Genomic DNA, 18,904 nt, shown 5'->3' with positions numbered 1-18,904 from the left:
TTGAAGCTTAGTCATAAAAAATCACCTCATCATAATTGATAAGGTGATCATACTGCGCCGTTAGACGCATTCATAGACGTTCGGTTATAGTGTGCTTACGGATGAAGTTTGTGAATTCTTGATGGATGGGTTGAGACCCAGAAACTAATTTATGGTAAATCAAAAGGTAACATTATTCAGCTCCAAGTGAGCGAATAATGTTACCTTTTTTGATGCTCAAACAACTTCAATGATAACTAGTCCATTGCCTTTTCGATGTTAGCCAGAGTCATCTGTGCGGTATCGTCAAAGCGAACGTCCGCAGCTGACAGGGTATTAGCACTTCCAATGCCAACTGATGTTTCGTTAGCGGCGTTGATGGCCTGAATACCAGCAGCGGCATCTTCAACACCGATGCAGGCTTCTGGGGCTAAGCCCAGTAATTCGGCACCCTTAGTATAGATCTCAGGATCCGGCTTACCCTTCGAAAGAGTTGCTGGATCAACGACTTTAGGAAAGTAGTCGGTGAGTTGCAGTTGCTTCAAGACGGTGGGACCGTTCTTGGATGCGGAGGCTAACGAGATCAAGTAGCCCTTGTCACGTAGGTCGTCCAGAAAATCTTTGATACCAGGCAAAATGTTGTCTGGGGTCATCTGCTTGATCTCGTGAACGTAGTTAGTGTTCTTTTCGGTGGCTAACGCAACTTTTTCATCGTGTGAATAGTCGTTTTGCTTACCGCCAGTCTTTAAAATCAGCTCTAAGGAGTCCATCCGAGAAATCCCCTTCAGACCTTCCTCCAGATCTTTATTCCAAGTGACACCGAGTTTTTCAGCTAATTGCCGCCATGCTTTGGTGTGATACAGTGACGTATCAGTAATGACACCGTCTAAATCGAACACGAAACCCTTGATCTGCTTGAATGTTGCCATATGAACCACTCCTATTAGTTTAATTTAGTAATCAATGACCTTTTCTTGGTTAGCTTTCAATTCAACTGGTTTATTCTTGAATTGAACGGTGGAATCTGCATCGGCCGTGACGTGAATCTGAGACTGAGTGATCATGAAGTTATACCAGTGACCGCGGATGAACTGTTTAAAGGTAATTGAGGTCCACTTAGCTGGTAGGTTAGGGTGCAGGTTGATCTCCCGGCCCAAACTATCGACACCGCCGTAGTTACGGGTCTCGATCATTAAGGTCGCACCCATGACACCCAGGTGAATGCCTTCAGCAGTTGTCCCGCCTTGAATATCGTAGTAGTCAGAGAACAGGGCTTGACTGAACAGTGACCATGACTGATCCATGTTGTCGTCCATTTCGGTCAGTACGGAATAAACGATCCGTGAAAGCGTCGATCCGTGTGTCGTCCGGTTCAAATAGTACTGAATATTCTTGGTGAGATATTCCTTAGGTAAATGATACCCCAATTGATCGAGAATGTGGTCAACTTCTTTAATATTTAAGACATAGTAGGCCATTAGCGTATCAGCCTGCTTGGCAACTTGATAAGCATCTGGGGTTTTATCTTCAGCCTTCAAGATCCGGTCCATCCGGGAAATATCACCATACTTGCGCCGGTAAGCATCGAAGTCTAGGGTTGGCAAATCGAAGTAGCCTTCGAACTGGGCCATAATGCCGTTTTTGTTGATATCAAGCTTTAATTTATGTGAAATATCCGTCATTTTATCGAAGAGTGAATCATCAAATTCGCTCTTCTTTTGAACGTTCTTGAAAGTGTTCTTCGGAACTTGTGGCTGTAATTCAACCAGGTAGTTGAATAACCAAGCCACCATAATATTGGTATAAGTATTGTTCGTGAGGCCTGGTTCATCGGCGTTAGGATAGTTTTCATGGAATTCATCAGGACCCATGACGTGTGAGATGCTGTAACGCTTTTCCTTAGGATCATAGGTGGTCGCACTGATCCAGAATTTAGCAATCGATAACAGCATTTCCAGACCATATTTATCCATGAATTCATGATCGCCGGAAACTTGCGTGTAGTTAATGACGTTGTAAGCAATCGCCAGAGATACGTGTCGCTGCAGGCGGCTGTTGTCGGGATCCCACTGATGGGTAATTGGGTTTAAATGCAGGAACTGGGACTGTTCATCACCAGTTTCACCTGATTGCCAAGGATACATAGCGCCTTCGTAATTTTCCTGCTTAGCATAGGCCCTGGCCGCATCCAGACGCCGGTAACGATACATGAGCAGCTGTTTGGTCAATGTCGGGTAATGCAGCGTGTAAAATGGCAGGACAAACATTTCGTCCCAGAAGACGTGGCCCCGGTAGGCTTCACCGTGAAGACCACGGGCACCCACTGAAGCGTCCAGTTTACCAGAACCAACCGCAGCGGCTGAGACCATGGTGTGAAATAGGTTTACCCGGGTCAATTTTTGACTGGTGATATCCGTGTCGATCTTAATATCAAGATTGTTCCAGGCGTTCTTCCAGTAATCTTCGCTTTGTTTAGCGGTCTGTTCATAAGAACTCTTTTGCATATCTTGATTGACTTTATCGATCAGTGATTCAGCTGGTGTTTCCCGGTCGGTGTAGATGGTGACGTTTTTTTCAAACTCGTAAGTTTGGTGAACGCTGACATCCGTTGAAAGAACTTGCTGCAGCCGGTTTTCTTGGTTATTGACCTTAATTTGTGGCTGTCTTTTTTGTTTCAGCTCACGCAAATTACTCCCAACAACAAATTGAATGTGGGAGTTTTTGGTTTCACCGGTCATGTACATTTCGTCTTCACGCGAACTCATGCCAGTGATGTGTAAGTGGTGCTGGTCGAAATCTTGGTAGCGTTCAACGTTGCCGTTAGTAACGTTGCCGTCAATTTCGGAATAAATTTGCAAAGACCCGCTAAAGTTTAACGGCGTCACCGCGTAGTGAATCGCATAGTCGTGCCAGTTCTTCATATTGGCCACTTTGGTCGCGACGATGGACAGATCATGACCAGTTGAGAGCTGGACGTTCATGGCTGTTCTCAGCACACCGTGTTTAAGATCCAGACTACGGTAGATGTCTTGGATGTCTTTTTTATTGATCGTAAAGGGTGCTTGACCATCGACCCCAAACGTCATGAATTGGGCGTTGGGGAGGTTGACCAAGTCTTCATTAGTGACGTTATGGTCACCAATCTTAGTGGTTAATTGGTTATAGACGCCAGCAACGTACGTACCGGGATAATTATCCGCATCAGCGTGTGATTCTACGTAGGCGCCACGCAGGCCAAAATAACCGTTACCAACGGTCAGCATGGCTTCTTGACCGTAATTACGCTTCTTCTCGTATTCACCGAAGTAGTCTAAGTGCCATTCATTATAGTGCTCCTTATGTTTAACGGCTTTTACCAGGCCGTTGCGGTCAACATCGCCCTGTGACACAACGGGGATGTTTAACATGTTGGTTAATGCTAACCCGATATCGATGCGATTATGATTAATGCCGATGATCGTATCCGAAAATTCGTACTCTAGGGAATTTAAAAGGACGGCAGCATCGATTTTTAAACCGGCCAGCACGACCTTGATCTTCTCCAGATTATCGCCAATTGACTGTTCAGGATTATAGGTGATAATGAAATTTCTGAAAGGGGCTTGATTGTCCTTTTCAGAGTACAGCAGTTCCATGGAATCCTGTTTGACTCGTAGTGCAATTGTTCTCATAATCAGTCCTCTTTTCTATGAGTAATGCTAAATGCCTCATAACTTAATGATAAAGTTTTGCTAGAAATATCGCAAATAACACGTCTCAAGAAAATCGTAAATCCCTTACGTTTAAGGGATTTGTTACCATTTTGATTATTATTTAGCAATGATCAATTAATACAAGAAAAGGGCTGATTGGTGTGATGATAAGCTTCATTGGCTTAAGGCTACTTTAAAAATTGATTCACAAGGCGGTCTTGAGTTAACTTAAAGGGTTTGTGTTTAAAGTAAAATTGCAAGGGCTGACCGGATAATAACTTGACCGAGACCGCAGGCTGGGTAATGGTGATCTCAATCTGACGGCCGTGAAACCAGATGCGAAAGCGCAGACAGTTCCAAGCTGCTGGCAGTTCTGGTGATAGGTTGAAGCTCTCTTTTTCTAGTCCCAGACCAGCAAACCCGTAAATTAAGCTGAGCCAGGTACTGCCCATGTTGGCGGCGTGCACCCCATCGCCGGTGTTACCTTGTGAGTTACTCAGATCCATCATGACCGTTTGCATAAAGTAGTCGTAGGCATCGTCGGCGTGGTGAAGCCGGTGGGCTAGGATACCGAAAATCGCGCGGGAAAGCGATGAGTCATGAACGGTAATGGCTTCGTAGTAATCAAAATCGCGTTTTAGCTGAGCTGCGTCTTGATCCTTTGGAAACAGGCAATCGGTCATGACGGTATCGGCCTGTTTATTGACCTGATAGTGATAGATCGTCATGGGGTGAAAGTGCAGTAATAGCGGAAATAGGTTACGTGGCGTTTCCTTAATGGGCCAAACCGGCTTACTAGTGGATAGGTCATCTTGTTTTTTGATTTTTAACTTTTCGTCATAGGGCAGGTACATCTCGTCAGCAGCGTGATTGAACTGGGCGACTTCTTCGTCGGTAACGTTTAATTCGACTAATTTTTCTGGGTGACTGTGCTTGATTTGATTAAAGTATTTGACAGCAATACTCAAATTATTTTGCGCCATGCGATTCGTAAAATAATTGTTGCTAACCATCGCGGTGTATTCGTCGGGTCCGGTGACGTCGTTGATCACAAACTTACCGGCGTGGGCGTCATCGGTTGCCCAGTGACCGTATGCCAGCCAGAAACGGGCAGTCTTGACGATGATCTCATAGCCGTAGTCGATCAGAAAATCAGTGTCGCCTGTGACCCGTACGTAGGTGTCGATGGCATAGGCAATATCGGCATTGATATGAACTTGCGCAGTACCGGCCGGGTAGTAACTGCTGGATTCTTCACCGTTGATCGTCCGCCAGGGGAACATGACCCCGTTATGAACACCCATTTCACGTGCCCGGTGCTGTGCTTGAGGCAACGTATGGTAACGGTAGAGCAGAAGCTGCCGAGCCATTTTCGGTTCGGTATAGATAAAAAACGGCAGCATGAACATTTCAGCGTCCCAGAAGAAGTGGCCTTCGTAACTGGGACCGGTCAGCCCCTTGGCTGGAATACTAGTCATCCCGTCACCGCCAGCTGCTTGATACAGGTGAAACAGGTTGAACCGAATCCCCTTAGCCAGCGCGTCATCACCGGTCAATTCAATATCGCTATTTTCCCAAAATTGGTCCACCTTGGCTGCCGAATCGTCTAAGAGCTGCTTAAAGGATTTGTTTGCCAGCCGTTTTTCAGCTGAAGCGGCAATGGCCGGCTGCGACAGGGTGGCTTTTAAAAGCGGGCGAGGGTAGCTAATGGCATAGGCAAAACTGAAACTTTGGGACATCCCCTGAGTGAAATCAAAGGTTTTGCTATAGCTTGGCAGGTCGTCGAGCATCGTGACGGTCATCGGATTATCGCTTAAGGCCTGCTGAGCGACGATCAACGCTAACTGACTTTTGCGGGTACTGATCATCATGATCGGCAGTTTACTTTGAATAAACGTTCGGTCTAAGACGGTTTGCCGCTGAGAAGCGCGCATATCAGTGGTGTTTGACTGGATCTGCTGTTTGATGTAAGGGTGCTGTTTAATAACGGTGATTGGGCCGGTAAAATTCAGTGCTGAAACACTGTACCTGATCACAAATAAGCGCTTATCAGCGTGGGAGGCAAAGGATTGCAGTGTTAAACGGAACTGCTTGTTGGTTGGCGTCTTAACGTCAAAAATGTCCATTAAAACGCCGGTTCGCATATCTAGGTTCTTATCGACTGATTTAACGTTATACGGGGTTTCATCAGAACGGACGCCATCGACTTCAAAGATAATGAACCGCGGATCCGGTACCTGACAAATGGTTTGGGAATTTTGCGCGTAGCCAGAGTAATTTTCACCATACGACAGCTGGGTCAAATCGTAAAAACCATTCACGAACATCCCTGGCTGACCGGGGTAGTGGCTGTTATTGCCTTGTAGTGGGTTGGACGCACGGACGCCAAAATGACCGTTACCCACGGTGTAGATCGTTTCAAAGGTTTTTTCGTCTTGGTGTGCGAGTTTTTGCAAGTGAAGCTGAAAGGTATTGTTTTCGTCCATTTATTTATCTCCAATTCATCAATTAATAATTTACGCTCATTATAAGGCAAAGGATTGCGATGTTAACCCTTATTTAGAAAATGTATTATGGTTGTTAAATTGGGTGGCTAACGTAAGAGTTGGAACCTAAAAAACGACCTAAACGCGTTACGGCTCAGGTCGTTTCTTTAGATTTGAGATTACTTATTTTTAAGTAAATCGCGGATCTCTTTTAAGTAGGTTTCGGAAGCAGAAGGTGCGGGAGTCGCTTTTTCAGTGCGGGGCATTAGTCGATTGATGAGTTTAACCATGAGAAAAACGACCAGTGCAATAATCAGAAAGTTGATGATCGAATCAATGAACAGTCCATAGCGGAAATGGGCGCTGCCAACGGTGAAAACTAAACCGGAGAGATCAATTTTACCAATAAACAGTCCGATCAGCGGATTGATCAGGTTCTTTGTTAACGACGTGACGATTGATGTGAGGGCCGCCCCGATAATGACACCGACCGCTAGATCGACAACGTTACCGCGGGTAATAAAGGCTTTAAACTCTTTTAACATAGGGTTCACCTCAGTCCAATTTGATACCTTAATCATAGCGAATTTAGCACTGGTTGTGCAATAAAAATGCAGTTTGGCGACTATTTGCTTGAACTATTGTTTTAAACTTGCTACCTTTAAATCACAGCAGTAAGTTGAAGTTGGCAAACAGTGGACCTGATCGATGTTTTACATGGAGGATAAGCATAATGGAAACAATTCGAGAACAATTATCAGCTGCCCAAGAAGATGGCCGTTTGGTGGCCATCTTTCGGTACGGTGATGAGGATCATTTCTTAGCTGGCAACGTGATTGCACTGGATAAAAAGTTCGTGTTATTTAAGCGAGTAAATCAAAATGGGGCGACGGATGGCGCGATTGTCATTCGGATGAAGACGATTTCCAAGCTGATAACGGAATCTGATTATCTAAAATCACTGATGGCCATCATTGCACTGGCCTGCAAACAGCATTATGATGATGTTTGGCACGTTGAAAAATTATTAAGTTACGTTGATTTCAGTCAGCATTCCATTTTGAAAGCTACTTTAAGGTGGGCGTTTAAGGCTGACCAGGTCGTTAGTCTCGGCATTCATCCAGGGCGCAGCGAAAAAACTTATACTGGCTTTATTGCGTCTTTAAAACACGATAAGCTGCAGCTCAATGAAGTCGAACCGACTGATTTAAAAGCGCGGTGGCAGGTTAAGTTAGCCTACGCTGATTTGAATTATGTTGAGGTCGGCAGTTTCAAGACTTATGGCATGACGGCTATTTTGGAACGCTATATGTCACAGGATTTTCATTAATTTAGAAACCGAGGTTTTCACTTGAAGGGGTTAGCTTATTTTTTAATGGTTTTACTGCCAGTAGTGATCATTGGCAGCACGGTGTATTTGACTCGCAATTGGGCACCCACCAGCGTGGGGACCATTGTTACCTGGTTGATTGCTTGGCTAGTTTCGATGGTTTTAGTGACCATCTTGTACCTGTTGCTGATCTATCGGCCAAAAGCTTTACGGAATAAAGCTGCCAAAAAGGCTGAACAAAATAACGAGAAAAGCCAGCATTGATCTTGCTGACTGACTTTACATAGAACAGGAGTGGCAATATGCAGCAGCTTAAACTTCCAAGTGATCCGGCAAAACCATCAATATTTACACGGATTTTATTATTTGCAACGTTTTTTGTTGCGATCGAAGCAGTACCAGTGGTGCTTTTATGGGTCCGCAAGGCAGCTCAGAGCCAAATCTTGCTGCGCAGTTTGTTTGCGGTGCTTTATATTGGTGGTTTTATCGTCATTATTCTGGCTTTAAATTACAGTATGAAACAAGTGACCAACCACTCATACTGGCATTGGCCAACACTGAGCGATATTCAGCTGATCGTGATTGCGTTTGTTGGTGCAATTGCTATTGAAATGGTTTTAAACTGGGCTAATCGCAGTCTCTTTCACCAAACACAGACCGCTAATAATGAGGCGATTAGGTACCTACTGGCCAGTGATCACTGGATTTTTTATCTGTTGATGTTTTCCGGTATTTTTCTGTCGCCCATTGCCGAGGAGTTACTGTTTCGAGGGTATCTCATGAATGCCTTCTTTAAACCGGAGAGCTTTTGGCTACCTATTGTGGTGAGCGTAATCTTCTTTTCGTTGGCCCATGCCAGTACCACGATCATCAGTTATTTGATCTACATGACGTTAGGCTGCTTTTTGGCTTACACGTATCGCCGCACCAACAATTTGGCGGCTTCAATTGGGTTGCATATGTTAAATAACTTAATTGCCATGGTTGGAATGGCAGCCATGATTCACTGACGACAGCAAAAGGGCTTTGACACGGAGAATGGTCGCCGATGTCAAAGCCTTTTTAATGTCATATTAATTAAGATTCGTGAATAAGATTCTTATCACTGATCGTATCCAGTTCATCCATGACTTGGTGAATACCGCCTAAAAATTGCTGGTAGTCCATGTTATCAAATGAGATGAGGTCGACACAGCTATTGACGCGAGCATAGACTTCATCGCGTTTTTGCAGCGCGTAATCAGTCAGGGTCACGTTGACCTGACGCTCATCTTGATCGCTACGCTTGCGTGAGATCCAACCCTGTTTTTCTAATCGTTTTAGCAGCGGGGTCAATGTGCCGCTATCAAGGTTTAAGTGACTGCCAAGTTCACGAACAGTCATGGGTGACGTTTCCCAAAGGGCTAATAAAGTAATGTACTGCGGGTAAGTCAGGTGAAACGGTTTTAAAGCATCCTGATAGAAATGATTAAATTTTTTACTGACGCTATAAAAGGCGAAGCACAGCTGATCGTCTAATCGGCGTGGCGTTGAGTTAGGCATATGGAAACCTTCCTTTCGAGTATTGCAGATGATTAATCGTGTGCAACTAAATTGCTTTGTCGCTATTATTTTAGCGTGTTATGGCTAATTTGTCTATAAAGTTGACGTAATTAGTATCGCATTTATGTGATTAATTTGTCCCGCGTCCTAAGGGTAACGACACCCGTTGCTGTACCAGTTGGACGATGGCAACGACTAGGATCACTTTAATGACGGCCGGTATCAAGAAGGGCAGAAAGCCGGTTAGAAAAGCAGCAGTCAGACTTAACTGATTGCTAACGGTTAGCCAGACACTGCCCAGTATTAATTGGAAGATGGCGCCAGATAAGTTAGCAGTCAGTAGGTTAACGGTGGTTTTACGCCACAATCGTAACCACCAGCCAGTGAGCGTCACGTAGAGGAAGAAGCCCCACAGATAACCAGCCGTTGGACCGAATAGGGCAGCCAAACTGGTGGCACTACCAGCGAAGACTGGTAGGCCGATCAAACCCAGCAGCAAATATAAAAAGATGGCCTTTTGGGCAGTTCTGACGGTTAAAAGTGAAGCGATAATGCCCACAGCAAGTGTTTGACCAGTGAGCGGAATTGGTCCTAGCGGAATGGTCAGCTTAGAACAGACGACCAGAATAGCCGCAAATTGACTTGCGAGGATCCAACTGAGCAAAGTGTGCTTTGAGTTCATCATGAACCTCCAAACAAAGGATATTAAAATTATAGCATAAACTGGAAATAGTCAAGCATTAAGATGAGCTTTTTCAGCTTTTTCTATGAAGTCCTGCGCTGAATCATCAAATTCGGTATAATTAATGAAAGAGGGGTTGGTAAAATGTTTATGTCAACCGGTAGTTTTAATCAGGCCCATATTATTAAGGGCGTGATTGCCGTGACGGTTTCTACGATGCTGAGTTCGGAAAGGCCGGATGAATTCTCAAAGTTTGATGACTTGTTTGATCAAGCCAAGCAAAAACTGTTTGAACAAGCACAAAAGCGCAATGGTGACGGAGTAGTGGACGTCTCGTTCAACACTGAGGTCGTGCGGATGAGCGTTGCACCAAAGTTTCTCGTGGTCCACGGTTATGGCACCGTGATCGCATTGCCGAAAAAAACAGCCAAAGATGACCAGACGAATGACAGCCATAAATGAGGTCGTCAACTATAAAACCGATTTTCTAATTCAATAGCCAACAAATAACCAGCATAGTAATTGGTTTCCTAAATATAGGGAAGAAGGTTACTATGCTGGTTATTTGTTGAGAACTTTTAACCAAGCGCGACTAAGAACGCGGCTAAGGTAACAAACGAACAAACGGTGCTCCAGAATTGCGTTGAGGCCAATTCAGATTCGTTGACTTTAAACTGAATCGCCAAGCTGGTGGGCATCGTGGCGGTTGGAATGGCCAAGGTCAAAACGACGATTCGCTGTAATTCAGAAGGGGCGTGGATCAACAACATCAGACCCCAGATCACGACTGGAAACACAATATTCTTTGAAATAACGGTAGTCACAATGACCCGGTTAACCAAAATTTTACGGGTAAATAAAATGATTCCAGTGGCAAAGATGGCTAAACCGCCGGCACCTTTGCCCAGTAATTCAAACGAACCCGCAAGTTCTGGGGGCATTTGCCACCCCAGTAAGGCTAAAATAAATCCCAGCAATGCGGAAGCCACCAGTGGTTTACGTAAGGTACTGATAATGCGCGCACCTAAGGATTGACCTTGGCTGAGTGCCCCGAAAACCATTGGGAGCATGATGATGTTGATGATCAGGGTGCAGACGCCAATGGTGATCGCACTAAGCGAATTACCGGAAATTAAGGGCAGAATAGCGGAGCCGATAAAGGGAACGGAAGGGTCGGAAACTGACATGGCTCGAAGTGATGCGATATGTAGGTTGGTATGGAATAGATACCGGTAAATGACTAAAAAAATGAGGTAACAGCCAATGATACTAACCAGCAGCCAGGTGGCTAATGGAATATCTTTAATGATGATTTTGCGCGGTGTGCTCCAAATTCCAGAAAAAACGCTCAGTGGCAGCATGAAATTCATGACCAGGCGAACGAGCATCCGGCTGTCTTGATCACCAAAGTAGTGGCGGGCAGTGGCAAAGTAGCCTAAAGCAATGGTGACAATAATGGGTAATAAAGCAAATAAAAGTGTCTGTAACATAGCATTAAACATCTCCCCTAAGTTGTTAATGTTAAATTATAAGCCACTTGCGTTTAATTACAATATGATGATTAAATATTCAGTGTTCTAATTTTATTTTAATGATAAACGATTAGTAGGGGGTTGCCCGTTGCAGTAGGGTTACTTAGCCATTTAAATTAAGTTAGAAAAAATAAAATAATTTACCATTTGACGATTTAAATGGGGTACTACGAACGTTTATTAATCAACGATTAAATTGAAATAGAGCATAAATAAAAACGCTGAATGGAATTTAGTAATGATGAAAAACAGTAAAAGGATGTTTTTGAGGCTTTAATAATCAATATAGAAGATATTTACAATTAAAATTAAATTAGAATAAAACTGAATTTACATACAAAATAAAAAAATGACCAATTCATTTGAATTGGTCACTCAGAGTTAGGCATCTTTTGTGATAGTGTATTTTCCGCCAAATGACGTGTTGCAACGATAAACTAGTTGTCAGTTTCCTATATATATCAGATAAGGAGAATGATTTAGTTTTTCTCAATGGGCAAAAAAATAGGAACACCGCTAAACGTTAATTTAACGGTATTCCTATAGTTATTATTATGCCCCGAGCAGGATTCGAACCTGTACTTGGTTGCCCAAACAGCGACCTGAACGCTGCGCGTCTGCCAGTTCCGCCACCGGGGCATCACAACAGAAATAATCATACACTATTTTGAGGGGGTTTGTAAAGTAATTTTATACAGGCTTTTTACATTTTCTTGCAAATGGCATTAATTAATACGGGTCGTCTTCTGAGATTTAGCAGTTTGGTCGTTTGAGGTCGAAGCAGTTTTATCGGTTAATCGTTGATCAACAAAGTTAAACGTATACGATTTCTGCTTGTTTTTAGCTAGATAGACGATGGTTTGAGAACTGTAAGGTCCCTTCTTACCTATGACCATTTCTTCTGCCGGTGAACCTAGTTGTTTTTTTACCGCGAGGAGGTGGTCGTGCTTATTGATCCGTTGATATTGTACGGATGTGAGTTTAGCTGAAGGATAAACCTGAAAGCGATTTTTAGAAACAGCCCGGCCCTTTACAATATCGATACTAATGGTGCTTTGCGACGAACGATTCCAAGTGTAGACTGTAGACCCTTTATCTGAACCCTTGTTTGTGTTTTGAGACGTTTTATCAGGGTTTCCCATGATGGCGAAGACCTGAGCTCTTGAATTACCGCCATTACCAGTTTTAATTTGGTCAAATTTGCCCATCACGGTTTGCTTAGTTGAAGAAGCAGACTTTTGGTAGGTGCTTTCTTTTGAACTGGACGTTTGAGCGAGCAGTCCTGAGTGTGAATGAGTAATTGCACTGGCTGACTTAGATGGCTGATTGCTGCACGCGGTCAGCGATAGACCGGCAGTTAGTGTCAGAAGTGCCATCAGGAACTTTTTTATAATCATGATTCCTCCAAAATACCATATCTAATTTAAACATTAGTTATCGAAAACCATCTTCTCACAATCTAGAGGAACTCACAAGTCTGTTGTGTACGTTTGTAGACGCGGAAGTTAAGTAATTCTTAACTTTTATAAATTAAGAGCATGGGTACGGTTACATTATTGGTATTGACCAACATTGATAGCGGTTATCTGGAAACTGATAGGAGAACAAGTGTTGACGGGTTAGTATTGCCCCAGTACAATGTGAAAGATGATGTGTAAATTTACATATTTGTGGATTGACTTAGCAATTTGAACAAATTGCTAGATAGCGGCGAGAATATCGCCAGGGGAGTTTTTAGATGAATATACTCAGTGGATTTGTAGTTTTGTACCCCATGATCGTTTCACTTGTATGGATCATGGGTGCAATCTTTTTTGGTGTGCAGCAACGCCAAATTCCTTTAAAAAAACCTGGTAAAGGGGAACCAGAGCAATTAGTTTCGGTTTTGATTCCAGCTCATAATGAGGAAGCGACATTACATGAAGTGGTTGAATCAGTAGCTAATTTGACGTATCACAATCTGGAGCTGATTTTAATTGATGACGGCAGTGCTGATCAAACGCTGTCGGTCATGTATGACTTGCAGAAACAGTACCAGTCTCAATTTCCAGTTAAAGTGGTACCGATCGTCAAAAATGGCGGTAAAGCTAATGCACTAAACGTTGGTCTAAAAAGTGCAGCCGGTGAATACTTACTGTGTCTGGATTCTGATTCTTACATTGATCAGAAGGCTTTGAAACACATGATGTTACCCCTGTATAATGATCCCAAAGTTGGAGCAGTTGCCGGTCGGCCAGTTGTTCGTAACCGGACAACGCTGCTTGGACGGCTGCAGTTGCTGGAATACATCGGGATCATTGACATCATTAAGCGGGGACAGTCCTTTATTACGGGCCACATCACAACGGTTTCTGGTGTGATCGTGGTGTATCGCAAGCAAGCGATTAAGCAGGTTAAAGGCTGGACGGTTGAGGCGCTAACTGAAGACATTGATATGACTTGGAAGCTCTATTCGCATCAATGGCGTGTCGCTTATTGCCCGCAGGCGGTGTCTTGGATCTTGGTGCCGGAACATTTAAAAGCCTTGATTCGTCAGCGTCGCCGTTGGGCTCGTGGCGGTTTGGAGGTTTTGATTCGTAACCGGCAGCTGATTTTTACTGGCAAGCTAGCCGAACAGTGGTTGCTGATCGATATGGTAATCAGTAATCTCTGGGCGTTGAGCTGCTTTTTCATGATCGTACTGTATTTCTTTACCATGATCTTTGCCCACGCCCTCATTTTAGACGGCGGTATTCTATTTGTTTTAACCCTGATCAGTATTGTTCAATTTATCATTGGATTTACCAGTTCTCAGCGTCAGGGCTATATTGACTGGCAAGATCTCTTGCTTTTACCGATGTACTTTATTTTCTATTGGGCAGTTAACCTAGTCAGCTGTATTACGGCCCTAGGGTCATTTTTCCTTGATCCCAAGCGTAAGGGAACCTGGGCCAGCCCAGATCGGGGGGTCTAAAGATGGATAAAGATAAGTTAGTTATTCGTAAGAAGACTTCCTTGGCATCGCGCATACGACGGATGATCCTGCTCATTTTATTGTGGGTCGTTGCCATCTACGTATTAGCCATTAATGTCTGCTTTATTTTTGGTATCTATTCGGATGCATTGGTTGTGAATTACTCACTGTTCAACCTTTCATTTCACCTCTATAAGTTATTAGGCTACCTGATTATTATCATTGGCGGTCTAGTTGCACTGTATAGCATCATTCATATTCGAAATCTCAAACGGAAGGCGGCAGCAAATGACAAAGACAATGCGTAAGTGGTTGTTAGGCATTATAATCGTTGTGTTTATTGGCTTGATTGCTGTTAACGTCCGCAAGAGTACTAAGTTTGAATTGGGTACCCGGGAAAACTATGCGCTGACGAGTAGGGATGCCACTATCAAAAACGGCATTATGGTGTTTTGTTACCACCGGATTTTAAATAATAACGATATGATGGTTAAAAGCGTGGAGGCACTTACTCCCAATAATCAGCTTCACGTTTATAATGTGAACCTTTCTGAATTTAAAAAACAAATGCACTTTTTGCAGCAGCACCACATTAAAGTCATTTCAACCGCTCAAATGGCTAAGATGCTGAAAAATAATCAGCCGATTCACGGGAAGTACGTTGTATTGACCTTCGATGATATCGATCGCACGATGACTGAAAATGCGGCTCCCGTGATGAAACACTATGGTTATCCCTTTACCGCTTCAATTATTACTGGGAGTACCGGTAATTACATTGGCGGTGAACAGTTGGCGACTTGGCCGCAGATCTTAAAATTACGTCGATCGGCAGGTTCCAAAATGACGTTAGGCGTCCATACCAATCATATGCATTATTTGGTTAAGGGGACACCGGCGTTTAACTTAAAGAAGAATTATTCCAAATTTACTAGCGATTATGCCACTAGTCAAAAAGTAATGAAGCAAAAGACCGGACAGAAGTCGCCAATTTTTACTTATCCGTACGGCAGCGGGACACCAATCGTTCAAAATTTCTTATTGCATCAGCCTGAATTAAAGGTGATCTACACTTTGAATAACGGAATCGTGACTAGTGAGAGTGATCTCCAATTGGCGCCACGAATGATTGTTACTAAGAACAGTTGGCCGAGCATTGCCCATTGGCTTGAAAAGTAAGTTGAATAAAGCCACAATGAAAAATCACCTGCAAGGGTGGTTTTTTATTTTTACTTGCATTCGTCAACTAACTATGACATGATAGAACCACAAGCTAGGGGTGCTCTTGATGGAGCTGAGATGGCAATCGCCAGACCCTTTGAACCTGAGAGTTAAGACTCACGTAGGAAAGCTGATTGAACGTGTGCACAACAGGACTCTCGAAGTTTAGCTTCGAGGGCCTTTTTAGTTTATCCAGGTTCGTGGCTGAGTTGACCATGAAGGGATGGAAGCAAATGTTAGGTACAAGCACCAAGTTACAGCAAGCAATTGATGAGGAGCAAGCCACCCTACTGGCTATTTTACGTCAGCTGGTGGCGTTTCAAACGGTGTCGCCACCCGCTAGAAACACGCTGGACGTTCAGAAATTTGTGAAGGAACAGTTAACAGCAGCCGGCTTTTTAGTTAAGCAGCAGGCATTCTACGATCAGGATGCGCTAGTTTCAGGTAAATTACAGGGGCGTGAAGCCAGTCAGTATCATAGTTTATTGCTGAACGGTCACGTGGATGTGGCAGCGTTAACGGATCGTGATCGCTGGCAGACCGATCCCTTTAAGTTAGTTCAGCAAGGTGATCAGCTATATGGCCGTGGCGTCAGCGACATGAAAGGGGCAATGGCTTGCTTCTTGTACCTCTTTCAGCTTTTGAAACAGTTAGATATTCACTTACCGGGCAACCTGTTATTCCAGTCGGTCGTGGGTGAAGAAGCTGGGGAGGCCGGGACAAAAACCTTATTGAAACAGGGTGAGACGGCCGATTTCGCGGTTGTCGGCGATACCAGTAATCTGGCATTTCAAGGCCAGGGCGGTGTTGTTACCGGGTGGATCACGCTGAAAAGTCTGCACACCTATCATGATGGTAACCGGGTGAACATGTTACGCGCTGGCGGCGGTTTGAAGGCGGCCAGCATGGTGGAGAAGATGCCAGTAGTGATCGAAGCGCTTCAAAAGCTGGAACACTACTGGGCGGTAACGAAACAGTATCCGGGTTTTCCTGCGGGGACGGATACCATTAATCCAGCCTACATTGAAGGTGGTATTCACCCAGCCTTTGTGGCTAATGAGTGCCGGCTGTGGATCACCGTGCATTTTTACCCTAATGAAACTATTCAACAGGTAACTCAAGAAATTGAAACTGCGGTGACGGCAGCTGCCAAAGCTGATCCTTGGTTAAAAGAAACGTTACCCACTTTCAGTTGGGGTGGGGATTCCATGCTGGTGGATAAGGGTGAAATCTTTCCACCGCTGGCAATCGATCAGTCGTCACCGGCAGTTCAACTGTTAAAGCAAAGTCATGAACAGCAGTTAGGCAAAGCGCCGACAATCAATATGTCCACCTCGGTGTCGGATGGCGGCTGGTTTGACTTTTACCATATTCCAGCGGTGACTTACGGACCCGGTAAAATGCAGCAGGCGCATAGTGATAACGAAACGGTGCGGTTATCGCAGTTGATCAACTACACTAAAATCATGGCTGATTTCGTATTAACGTGGTGCTCACAGGCTAAGTAACGAAAGGAAAAATTTATAATGAAAAAACAATTTCATCTTCAAGATATTATTCTGATTACGATGATTGCGTTGATTTTTGGGGCGATCTTTGTGGGAACCGATTACTTGTACAACATTTTATCGGTGGCCGTGGGGCCCTTCGCTAATGAAATTCTGTTCGGCCTCTGGATCATGGCGGGTCCCTTAGCCATTTATTTGACCCGGATCCCCGGTGCGGCGATTGTAGGTGAAGTACTGGGGTCAGCTGCTGAAGTCATCTTTGGTGGGACCTTTGGGATTGCTGCACTGCTTTCAGGAATCGTTCAAGGCATTGGCAGTGAACTGGGATTTGCCATCTGGCGGTATAAAAACTGGGGCTGGGCTAGCCTGTTGACCTCATCGATCACAACAACGATCGTGGCGTTCACCTATGAACTGTTTAAACTCGGCTACATTCATTATTCCATTGGTATGATCATGGCGTTATTTACCGTGCGGCTGATCTCAGTGATCTTCTTTGGCACGATCGTCGTTCACAGTGTGTTCAAATTGTTGGACAGAGCCCATGCGTTACGCCATCTGGGTCCCGAAAAATAGTCAGTGCAATTACTGCAGGTTTTAGATCGGATTAAGGCACTTTCAGATTAAATAGATGTAAGAGCTCGTCTAAGCACTGACTTAAGCGAGCTCTTTTGATTATTATCAGGCGGTCATGTGTTACTATGGTGGGAATAGTTGGGCCCGTTAAGGCTGATTTGAAATCCCTTACAAAATGATGCTCAAGTGACCAGTAAGCGGTGAGGTGCCGGTGACGCATTAATAAGTTGGGTAAAGCCCATGAAATGTAACTATTTCACTTAGAAGCGTCATTATTTAGTCGTAATTATGGTATGATTTATAGCAGAAGAGTTATTGAGTGATAGTGCCGAAAGATCAGCAATGTTTGGCACGCTTACAAGGAGGTAACGCGTATGTCTGAAGAAGTGGATAAGAAATTATCACCCGTTGAAAATAAGGTTCTCGCTGCGCTAGAAGATGTGATCGATCCAGAATTAGGAATCGACATGGTCAATTTAGGGCTGATCTACAAGATCAACGTTGATGATAAGGGGAACTGCGTGATCACCATGACCTTGACCACCATGGGCTGTCCAATCGGCAATCTGCTTGCCGACTCGATTTCCGAAGCGGTGACTTCAGTTGAAGGCGTCAACACCTGTGACATTGATTTGGTCTGGGAACCCGCGTGGAGTATCGACCGGATGAGCCGGTTTGCTAAGGTCGCTTTAGGGATTCATGAGTAATCAATAAGGATAGGGTTGATTTTAATGGATATTGCAAGATTTGTTGAGCGACGTAAATCGCTGCACATTTCGCAAGTCAGAATGTGTGAGGGGATTTGTACCCAATCGACACTGAGTAAGTTTGAAAGTGGCGGCCACGTGCCATCACTAAAAATTTTATCAAAACTCTGTGCTAGAATTGGCCTCTCCATTGATGATTTAAATGAATCGAATAAGATCAGTGCTAATCAGCTCAAGACAAATTTAGATTCGCTTGAACGCAATCTTGTAATGGAAAATTATCAATGCGTTTTAAAGGGCCTCTCAAAGATCGATGAACAGCAGTTAGATTCGATCCTGTTAAAAATGCAGTTCTACTACTTGCGGGGGTTGATGGGGGCGTTGATCAATCAACCGCCCGAAGAAGTATTGTACGATTTTTCACAGATTTTAAATGATCTGGATGAAACCCACGAAACCATTTTCACCCAACTAGTTTACGTTGGTTCTGGTGTGATGTATAACCGGCTCAAACAAACGGACCGCGCTAACTTCTACTTTAAGAAAGTCCATGCGTTTATTCGCAACGTGTTAAAGGATGAAAAACTTTACTTTAACGGTTCTTCGTCAACTGTTGTTGGTGAACAAAATATTGGAGTTCTAATCACTTGGTGATTAGAGCTCTTTTTGTATGAACTCGAAAAGCGAACAGCACTC

At 44.0% G+C, this 18,904-nt stretch carries 19 protein-coding genes, 1 tRNA gene and 1 riboswitch; of the genes, 11 read left to right on the top strand and 9 right to left on the bottom strand.

Going from position 1 to position 18,904, the window contains the following annotated elements:
- Nucleotides 1–236: 236 nt before the first annotated feature.
- From pgmB to mscL, 4 genes are all read right to left on the bottom strand, one after another.
- On the bottom strand, nucleotides 237–908 hold the full coding sequence (gene pgmB / locus FFM73_RS10105) for a beta-phosphoglucomutase (protein ID WP_137631627.1): 672 nt from the start codon (nucleotides 906–908) through the stop codon (nucleotides 237–239).
- A gap of 24 nt (nucleotides 909–932) precedes the next feature.
- Nucleotides 933–3,650, bottom strand: coding sequence for a glycoside hydrolase family 65 protein (locus FFM73_RS10100; protein ID WP_137631626.1), 2,718 nt, complete (start codon nucleotides 3,648–3,650; stop codon nucleotides 933–935).
- Between the two features lie 209 nt (nucleotides 3,651–3,859).
- Complete coding sequence (locus FFM73_RS10095; RefSeq protein ID WP_137631625.1) at nucleotides 3,860–6,157, bottom strand: glycoside hydrolase family 65 protein; 2,298 nt, start codon at nucleotides 6,155–6,157, stop codon at nucleotides 3,860–3,862.
- Between the two features lie 179 nt (nucleotides 6,158–6,336).
- On the bottom strand, nucleotides 6,337–6,702 hold the full coding sequence (gene mscL, locus FFM73_RS10090) for a large-conductance mechanosensitive channel protein MscL (RefSeq protein WP_137631624.1): 366 nt from the start codon (nucleotides 6,700–6,702) through the stop codon (nucleotides 6,337–6,339).
- Nucleotides 6,703–6,890: 188 nt separating this feature from the next.
- Between mscL and FFM73_RS10085 the strand changes: the two genes are divergently transcribed.
- Genes FFM73_RS10085 through FFM73_RS10075 form a run of 3 tightly spaced genes read left to right on the top strand, consistent with a single transcriptional unit; the run spans nucleotide 6,891 to nucleotide 8,497 of the window.
- On the top strand, nucleotides 6,891–7,487 hold the full coding sequence (locus FFM73_RS10085) for a hypothetical protein (RefSeq protein ID WP_137631623.1): 597 nt from the start codon (nucleotides 6,891–6,893) through the stop codon (nucleotides 7,485–7,487).
- 21 nt (nucleotides 7,488–7,508) lie between these two features.
- A complete protein-coding gene (locus tag FFM73_RS10080; RefSeq protein WP_137631622.1) occupies nucleotides 7,509–7,751 on the top strand; it encodes a hypothetical protein in 243 nt (80 codons plus the stop codon).
- Nucleotides 7,752–7,789: 38 nt separating this feature from the next.
- Nucleotides 7,790–8,497 carry a CPBP family intramembrane glutamic endopeptidase gene (locus FFM73_RS10075; RefSeq protein ID WP_137631621.1) on the top strand — a complete coding sequence of 236 codons (708 nt, stop codon included), beginning with the start codon at nucleotides 7,790–7,792 and terminating at the stop codon, nucleotides 8,495–8,497.
- 67 nt (nucleotides 8,498–8,564) lie between these two features.
- On the opposite strand, the gene FFM73_RS10070 is transcribed toward FFM73_RS10075, so the two are convergent.
- Together FFM73_RS10070 and FFM73_RS10065 are read right to left on the bottom strand one after the other, a co-directional pair.
- The gene (locus tag FFM73_RS10070) at nucleotides 8,565–9,029 is read right to left on the bottom strand and encodes a MarR family winged helix-turn-helix transcriptional regulator (protein WP_137631620.1); all 465 of its coding nucleotides are present in this window, start codon (nucleotides 9,027–9,029) and stop codon (nucleotides 8,565–8,567) included.
- A 130-nt stretch (nucleotides 9,030–9,159) separates the two neighbouring features.
- Entirely contained in the window at nucleotides 9,160–9,711 is a 552-nt protein-coding gene (locus FFM73_RS10065; protein ID WP_137631619.1) for a biotin transporter BioY, read from the bottom strand.
- Between the two features lie 144 nt (nucleotides 9,712–9,855).
- On the opposite strand from FFM73_RS10065, the gene FFM73_RS10060 reads away from it, so the two are divergent.
- The gene (locus FFM73_RS10060; RefSeq protein WP_137631618.1) at nucleotides 9,856–10,173 is read left to right on the top strand and encodes a hypothetical protein; all 318 of its coding nucleotides are present in this window, start codon (nucleotides 9,856–9,858) and stop codon (nucleotides 10,171–10,173) included.
- 116 nt (nucleotides 10,174–10,289) lie between these two features.
- Here FFM73_RS10060 and FFM73_RS10055 read toward each other — a convergent pair whose 3' ends face one another.
- The 3 genes from FFM73_RS10055 to FFM73_RS10045 form a co-directional block, all read right to left on the bottom strand.
- On the bottom strand, nucleotides 10,290–11,201 hold the full coding sequence (locus FFM73_RS10055) for an AEC family transporter (protein ID WP_137631617.1): 912 nt from the start codon (nucleotides 11,199–11,201) through the stop codon (nucleotides 10,290–10,292).
- Nucleotides 11,202–11,798: 597 nt separating this feature from the next.
- Nucleotides 11,799–11,882, bottom strand: a tRNA-Leu gene (locus tag FFM73_RS10050).
- Between the two features lie 86 nt (nucleotides 11,883–11,968).
- Nucleotides 11,969–12,640 (bottom strand): DUF3862 domain-containing protein, encoded by a 672-nt coding sequence (locus tag FFM73_RS10045; protein ID WP_137631616.1) that lies wholly within the window; start codon nucleotides 12,638–12,640, stop codon nucleotides 11,969–11,971.
- A 341-nt stretch (nucleotides 12,641–12,981) separates the two neighbouring features.
- Here FFM73_RS10045 and FFM73_RS10040 point away from each other — a divergent pair, with 341 nt between their 5' ends.
- The 7 genes from FFM73_RS10040 to FFM73_RS10010 all read left to right on the top strand — a co-directional run bounded on the left by FFM73_RS10040 (nucleotide 12,982) and on the right by FFM73_RS10010 (nucleotide 18,862).
- Nucleotides 12,982–14,196 (top strand): glycosyltransferase, encoded by a 1,215-nt coding sequence (locus FFM73_RS10040; RefSeq protein ID WP_137631615.1) that lies wholly within the window; start codon nucleotides 12,982–12,984, stop codon nucleotides 14,194–14,196.
- Nucleotides 14,197–14,198: 2 nt separating this feature from the next.
- Entirely contained in the window at nucleotides 14,199–14,504 is a 306-nt protein-coding gene (locus tag FFM73_RS10035) for a hypothetical protein (protein ID WP_137631614.1), read from the top strand.
- Nucleotides 14,485–15,375: a polysaccharide deacetylase family protein gene (locus FFM73_RS10030; protein WP_137631613.1), complete on the top strand. Its 891-nt coding sequence runs from the start codon at nucleotides 14,485–14,487 to the stop codon at nucleotides 15,373–15,375. Before FFM73_RS10035 ends, FFM73_RS10030 begins: the two co-directional genes overlap by 20 nt.
- Nucleotides 15,376–15,461: 86 nt before the next feature.
- A riboswitch (TPP riboswitch) is annotated at nucleotides 15,462–15,562 on the top strand.
- Between the two features lie 88 nt (nucleotides 15,563–15,650).
- Nucleotides 15,651–16,925: an acetylornithine deacetylase gene (locus tag FFM73_RS10025; RefSeq protein WP_171001273.1), complete on the top strand. Its 1,275-nt coding sequence runs from the start codon at nucleotides 15,651–15,653 to the stop codon at nucleotides 16,923–16,925.
- A gap of 18 nt (nucleotides 16,926–16,943) precedes the next feature.
- Nucleotides 16,944–17,501 (top strand): ECF transporter S component, encoded by a 558-nt coding sequence (locus tag FFM73_RS10020; RefSeq protein WP_137631611.1) that lies wholly within the window; start codon nucleotides 16,944–16,946, stop codon nucleotides 17,499–17,501.
- 374 nt (nucleotides 17,502–17,875) lie between these two features.
- On the top strand, nucleotides 17,876–18,208 hold the full coding sequence (locus tag FFM73_RS10015; protein ID WP_054654335.1) for a metal-sulfur cluster assembly factor: 333 nt from the start codon (nucleotides 17,876–17,878) through the stop codon (nucleotides 18,206–18,208).
- Nucleotides 18,209–18,232: 24 nt separating this feature from the next.
- Nucleotides 18,233–18,862 carry a helix-turn-helix domain-containing protein gene (locus FFM73_RS10010; protein ID WP_137631610.1) on the top strand — a complete coding sequence of 210 codons (630 nt, stop codon included), beginning with the start codon at nucleotides 18,233–18,235 and terminating at the stop codon, nucleotides 18,860–18,862.
- Nucleotides 18,863–18,904 lie beyond the last annotated feature (42 nt).

Source organism: Secundilactobacillus hailunensis, from assembly GCF_005405185.1.
Classification (GTDB): Bacteria; Bacillota; Bacilli; order Lactobacillales; family Lactobacillaceae; genus Secundilactobacillus; species Secundilactobacillus hailunensis.
This window is presented reverse-complemented; position numbering and strand designations above follow the sequence as displayed.

Excerpts from the sequence above, each read along its gene's own strand:
- FFM73_RS10045 (WP_137631616.1), bottom strand. The coding sequence starts at position 12,640 with ATGATTATAAAAAAGTTCCTGATGGCACTTCTGACACTAACTGCCGGT.
- FFM73_RS10055 (WP_137631617.1), bottom strand. The coding sequence starts at position 11,201 with ATGTTACAGACACTTTTATTTGCTTTATTACCCATTATTGTCACCATT.
- FFM73_RS10020 (WP_137631611.1), top strand. The coding sequence starts at position 16,944 with ATGAAAAAACAATTTCATCTTCAAGATATTATTCTGATTACGATGATT.
- pgmB (WP_137631627.1), bottom strand. The coding sequence starts at position 908 with ATGGCAACATTCAAGCAGATCAAGGGTTTCGTGTTCGATTTAGACGGT.
- FFM73_RS10030 (WP_137631613.1), top strand. The coding sequence starts at position 14,485 with ATGACAAAGACAATGCGTAAGTGGTTGTTAGGCATTATAATCGTTGTG.
- FFM73_RS10095 (WP_137631625.1), bottom strand. The coding sequence starts at position 6,157 with ATGGACGAAAACAATACCTTTCAGCTTCACTTGCAAAAACTCGCACAC.
- FFM73_RS10100 (WP_137631626.1), bottom strand. The coding sequence starts at position 3,650 with ATGAGAACAATTGCACTACGAGTCAAACAGGATTCCATGGAACTGCTG.
- FFM73_RS10075 (WP_137631621.1), top strand. The coding sequence starts at position 7,790 with ATGCAGCAGCTTAAACTTCCAAGTGATCCGGCAAAACCATCAATATTT.
- FFM73_RS10040 (WP_137631615.1), top strand. The coding sequence starts at position 12,982 with ATGAATATACTCAGTGGATTTGTAGTTTTGTACCCCATGATCGTTTCA.
- FFM73_RS10025 (WP_171001273.1), top strand. The coding sequence starts at position 15,651 with ATGTTAGGTACAAGCACCAAGTTACAGCAAGCAATTGATGAGGAGCAA.
- FFM73_RS10035 (WP_137631614.1), top strand. The coding sequence starts at position 14,199 with ATGGATAAAGATAAGTTAGTTATTCGTAAGAAGACTTCCTTGGCATCG.
- FFM73_RS10070 (WP_137631620.1), bottom strand. The coding sequence starts at position 9,029 with ATGCCTAACTCAACGCCACGCCGATTAGACGATCAGCTGTGCTTCGCC.
- FFM73_RS10065 (WP_137631619.1), bottom strand. The coding sequence starts at position 9,711 with ATGAACTCAAAGCACACTTTGCTCAGTTGGATCCTCGCAAGTCAATTT.
- FFM73_RS10015 (WP_054654335.1), top strand. The coding sequence starts at position 17,876 with ATGTCTGAAGAAGTGGATAAGAAATTATCACCCGTTGAAAATAAGGTT.
- FFM73_RS10010 (WP_137631610.1), top strand. The coding sequence starts at position 18,233 with ATGGATATTGCAAGATTTGTTGAGCGACGTAAATCGCTGCACATTTCG.
- FFM73_RS10060 (WP_137631618.1), top strand. The coding sequence starts at position 9,856 with ATGTTTATGTCAACCGGTAGTTTTAATCAGGCCCATATTATTAAGGGC.
- FFM73_RS10085 (WP_137631623.1), top strand. The coding sequence starts at position 6,891 with ATGGAAACAATTCGAGAACAATTATCAGCTGCCCAAGAAGATGGCCGT.
- mscL (WP_137631624.1), bottom strand. The coding sequence starts at position 6,702 with ATGTTAAAAGAGTTTAAAGCCTTTATTACCCGCGGTAACGTTGTCGAT.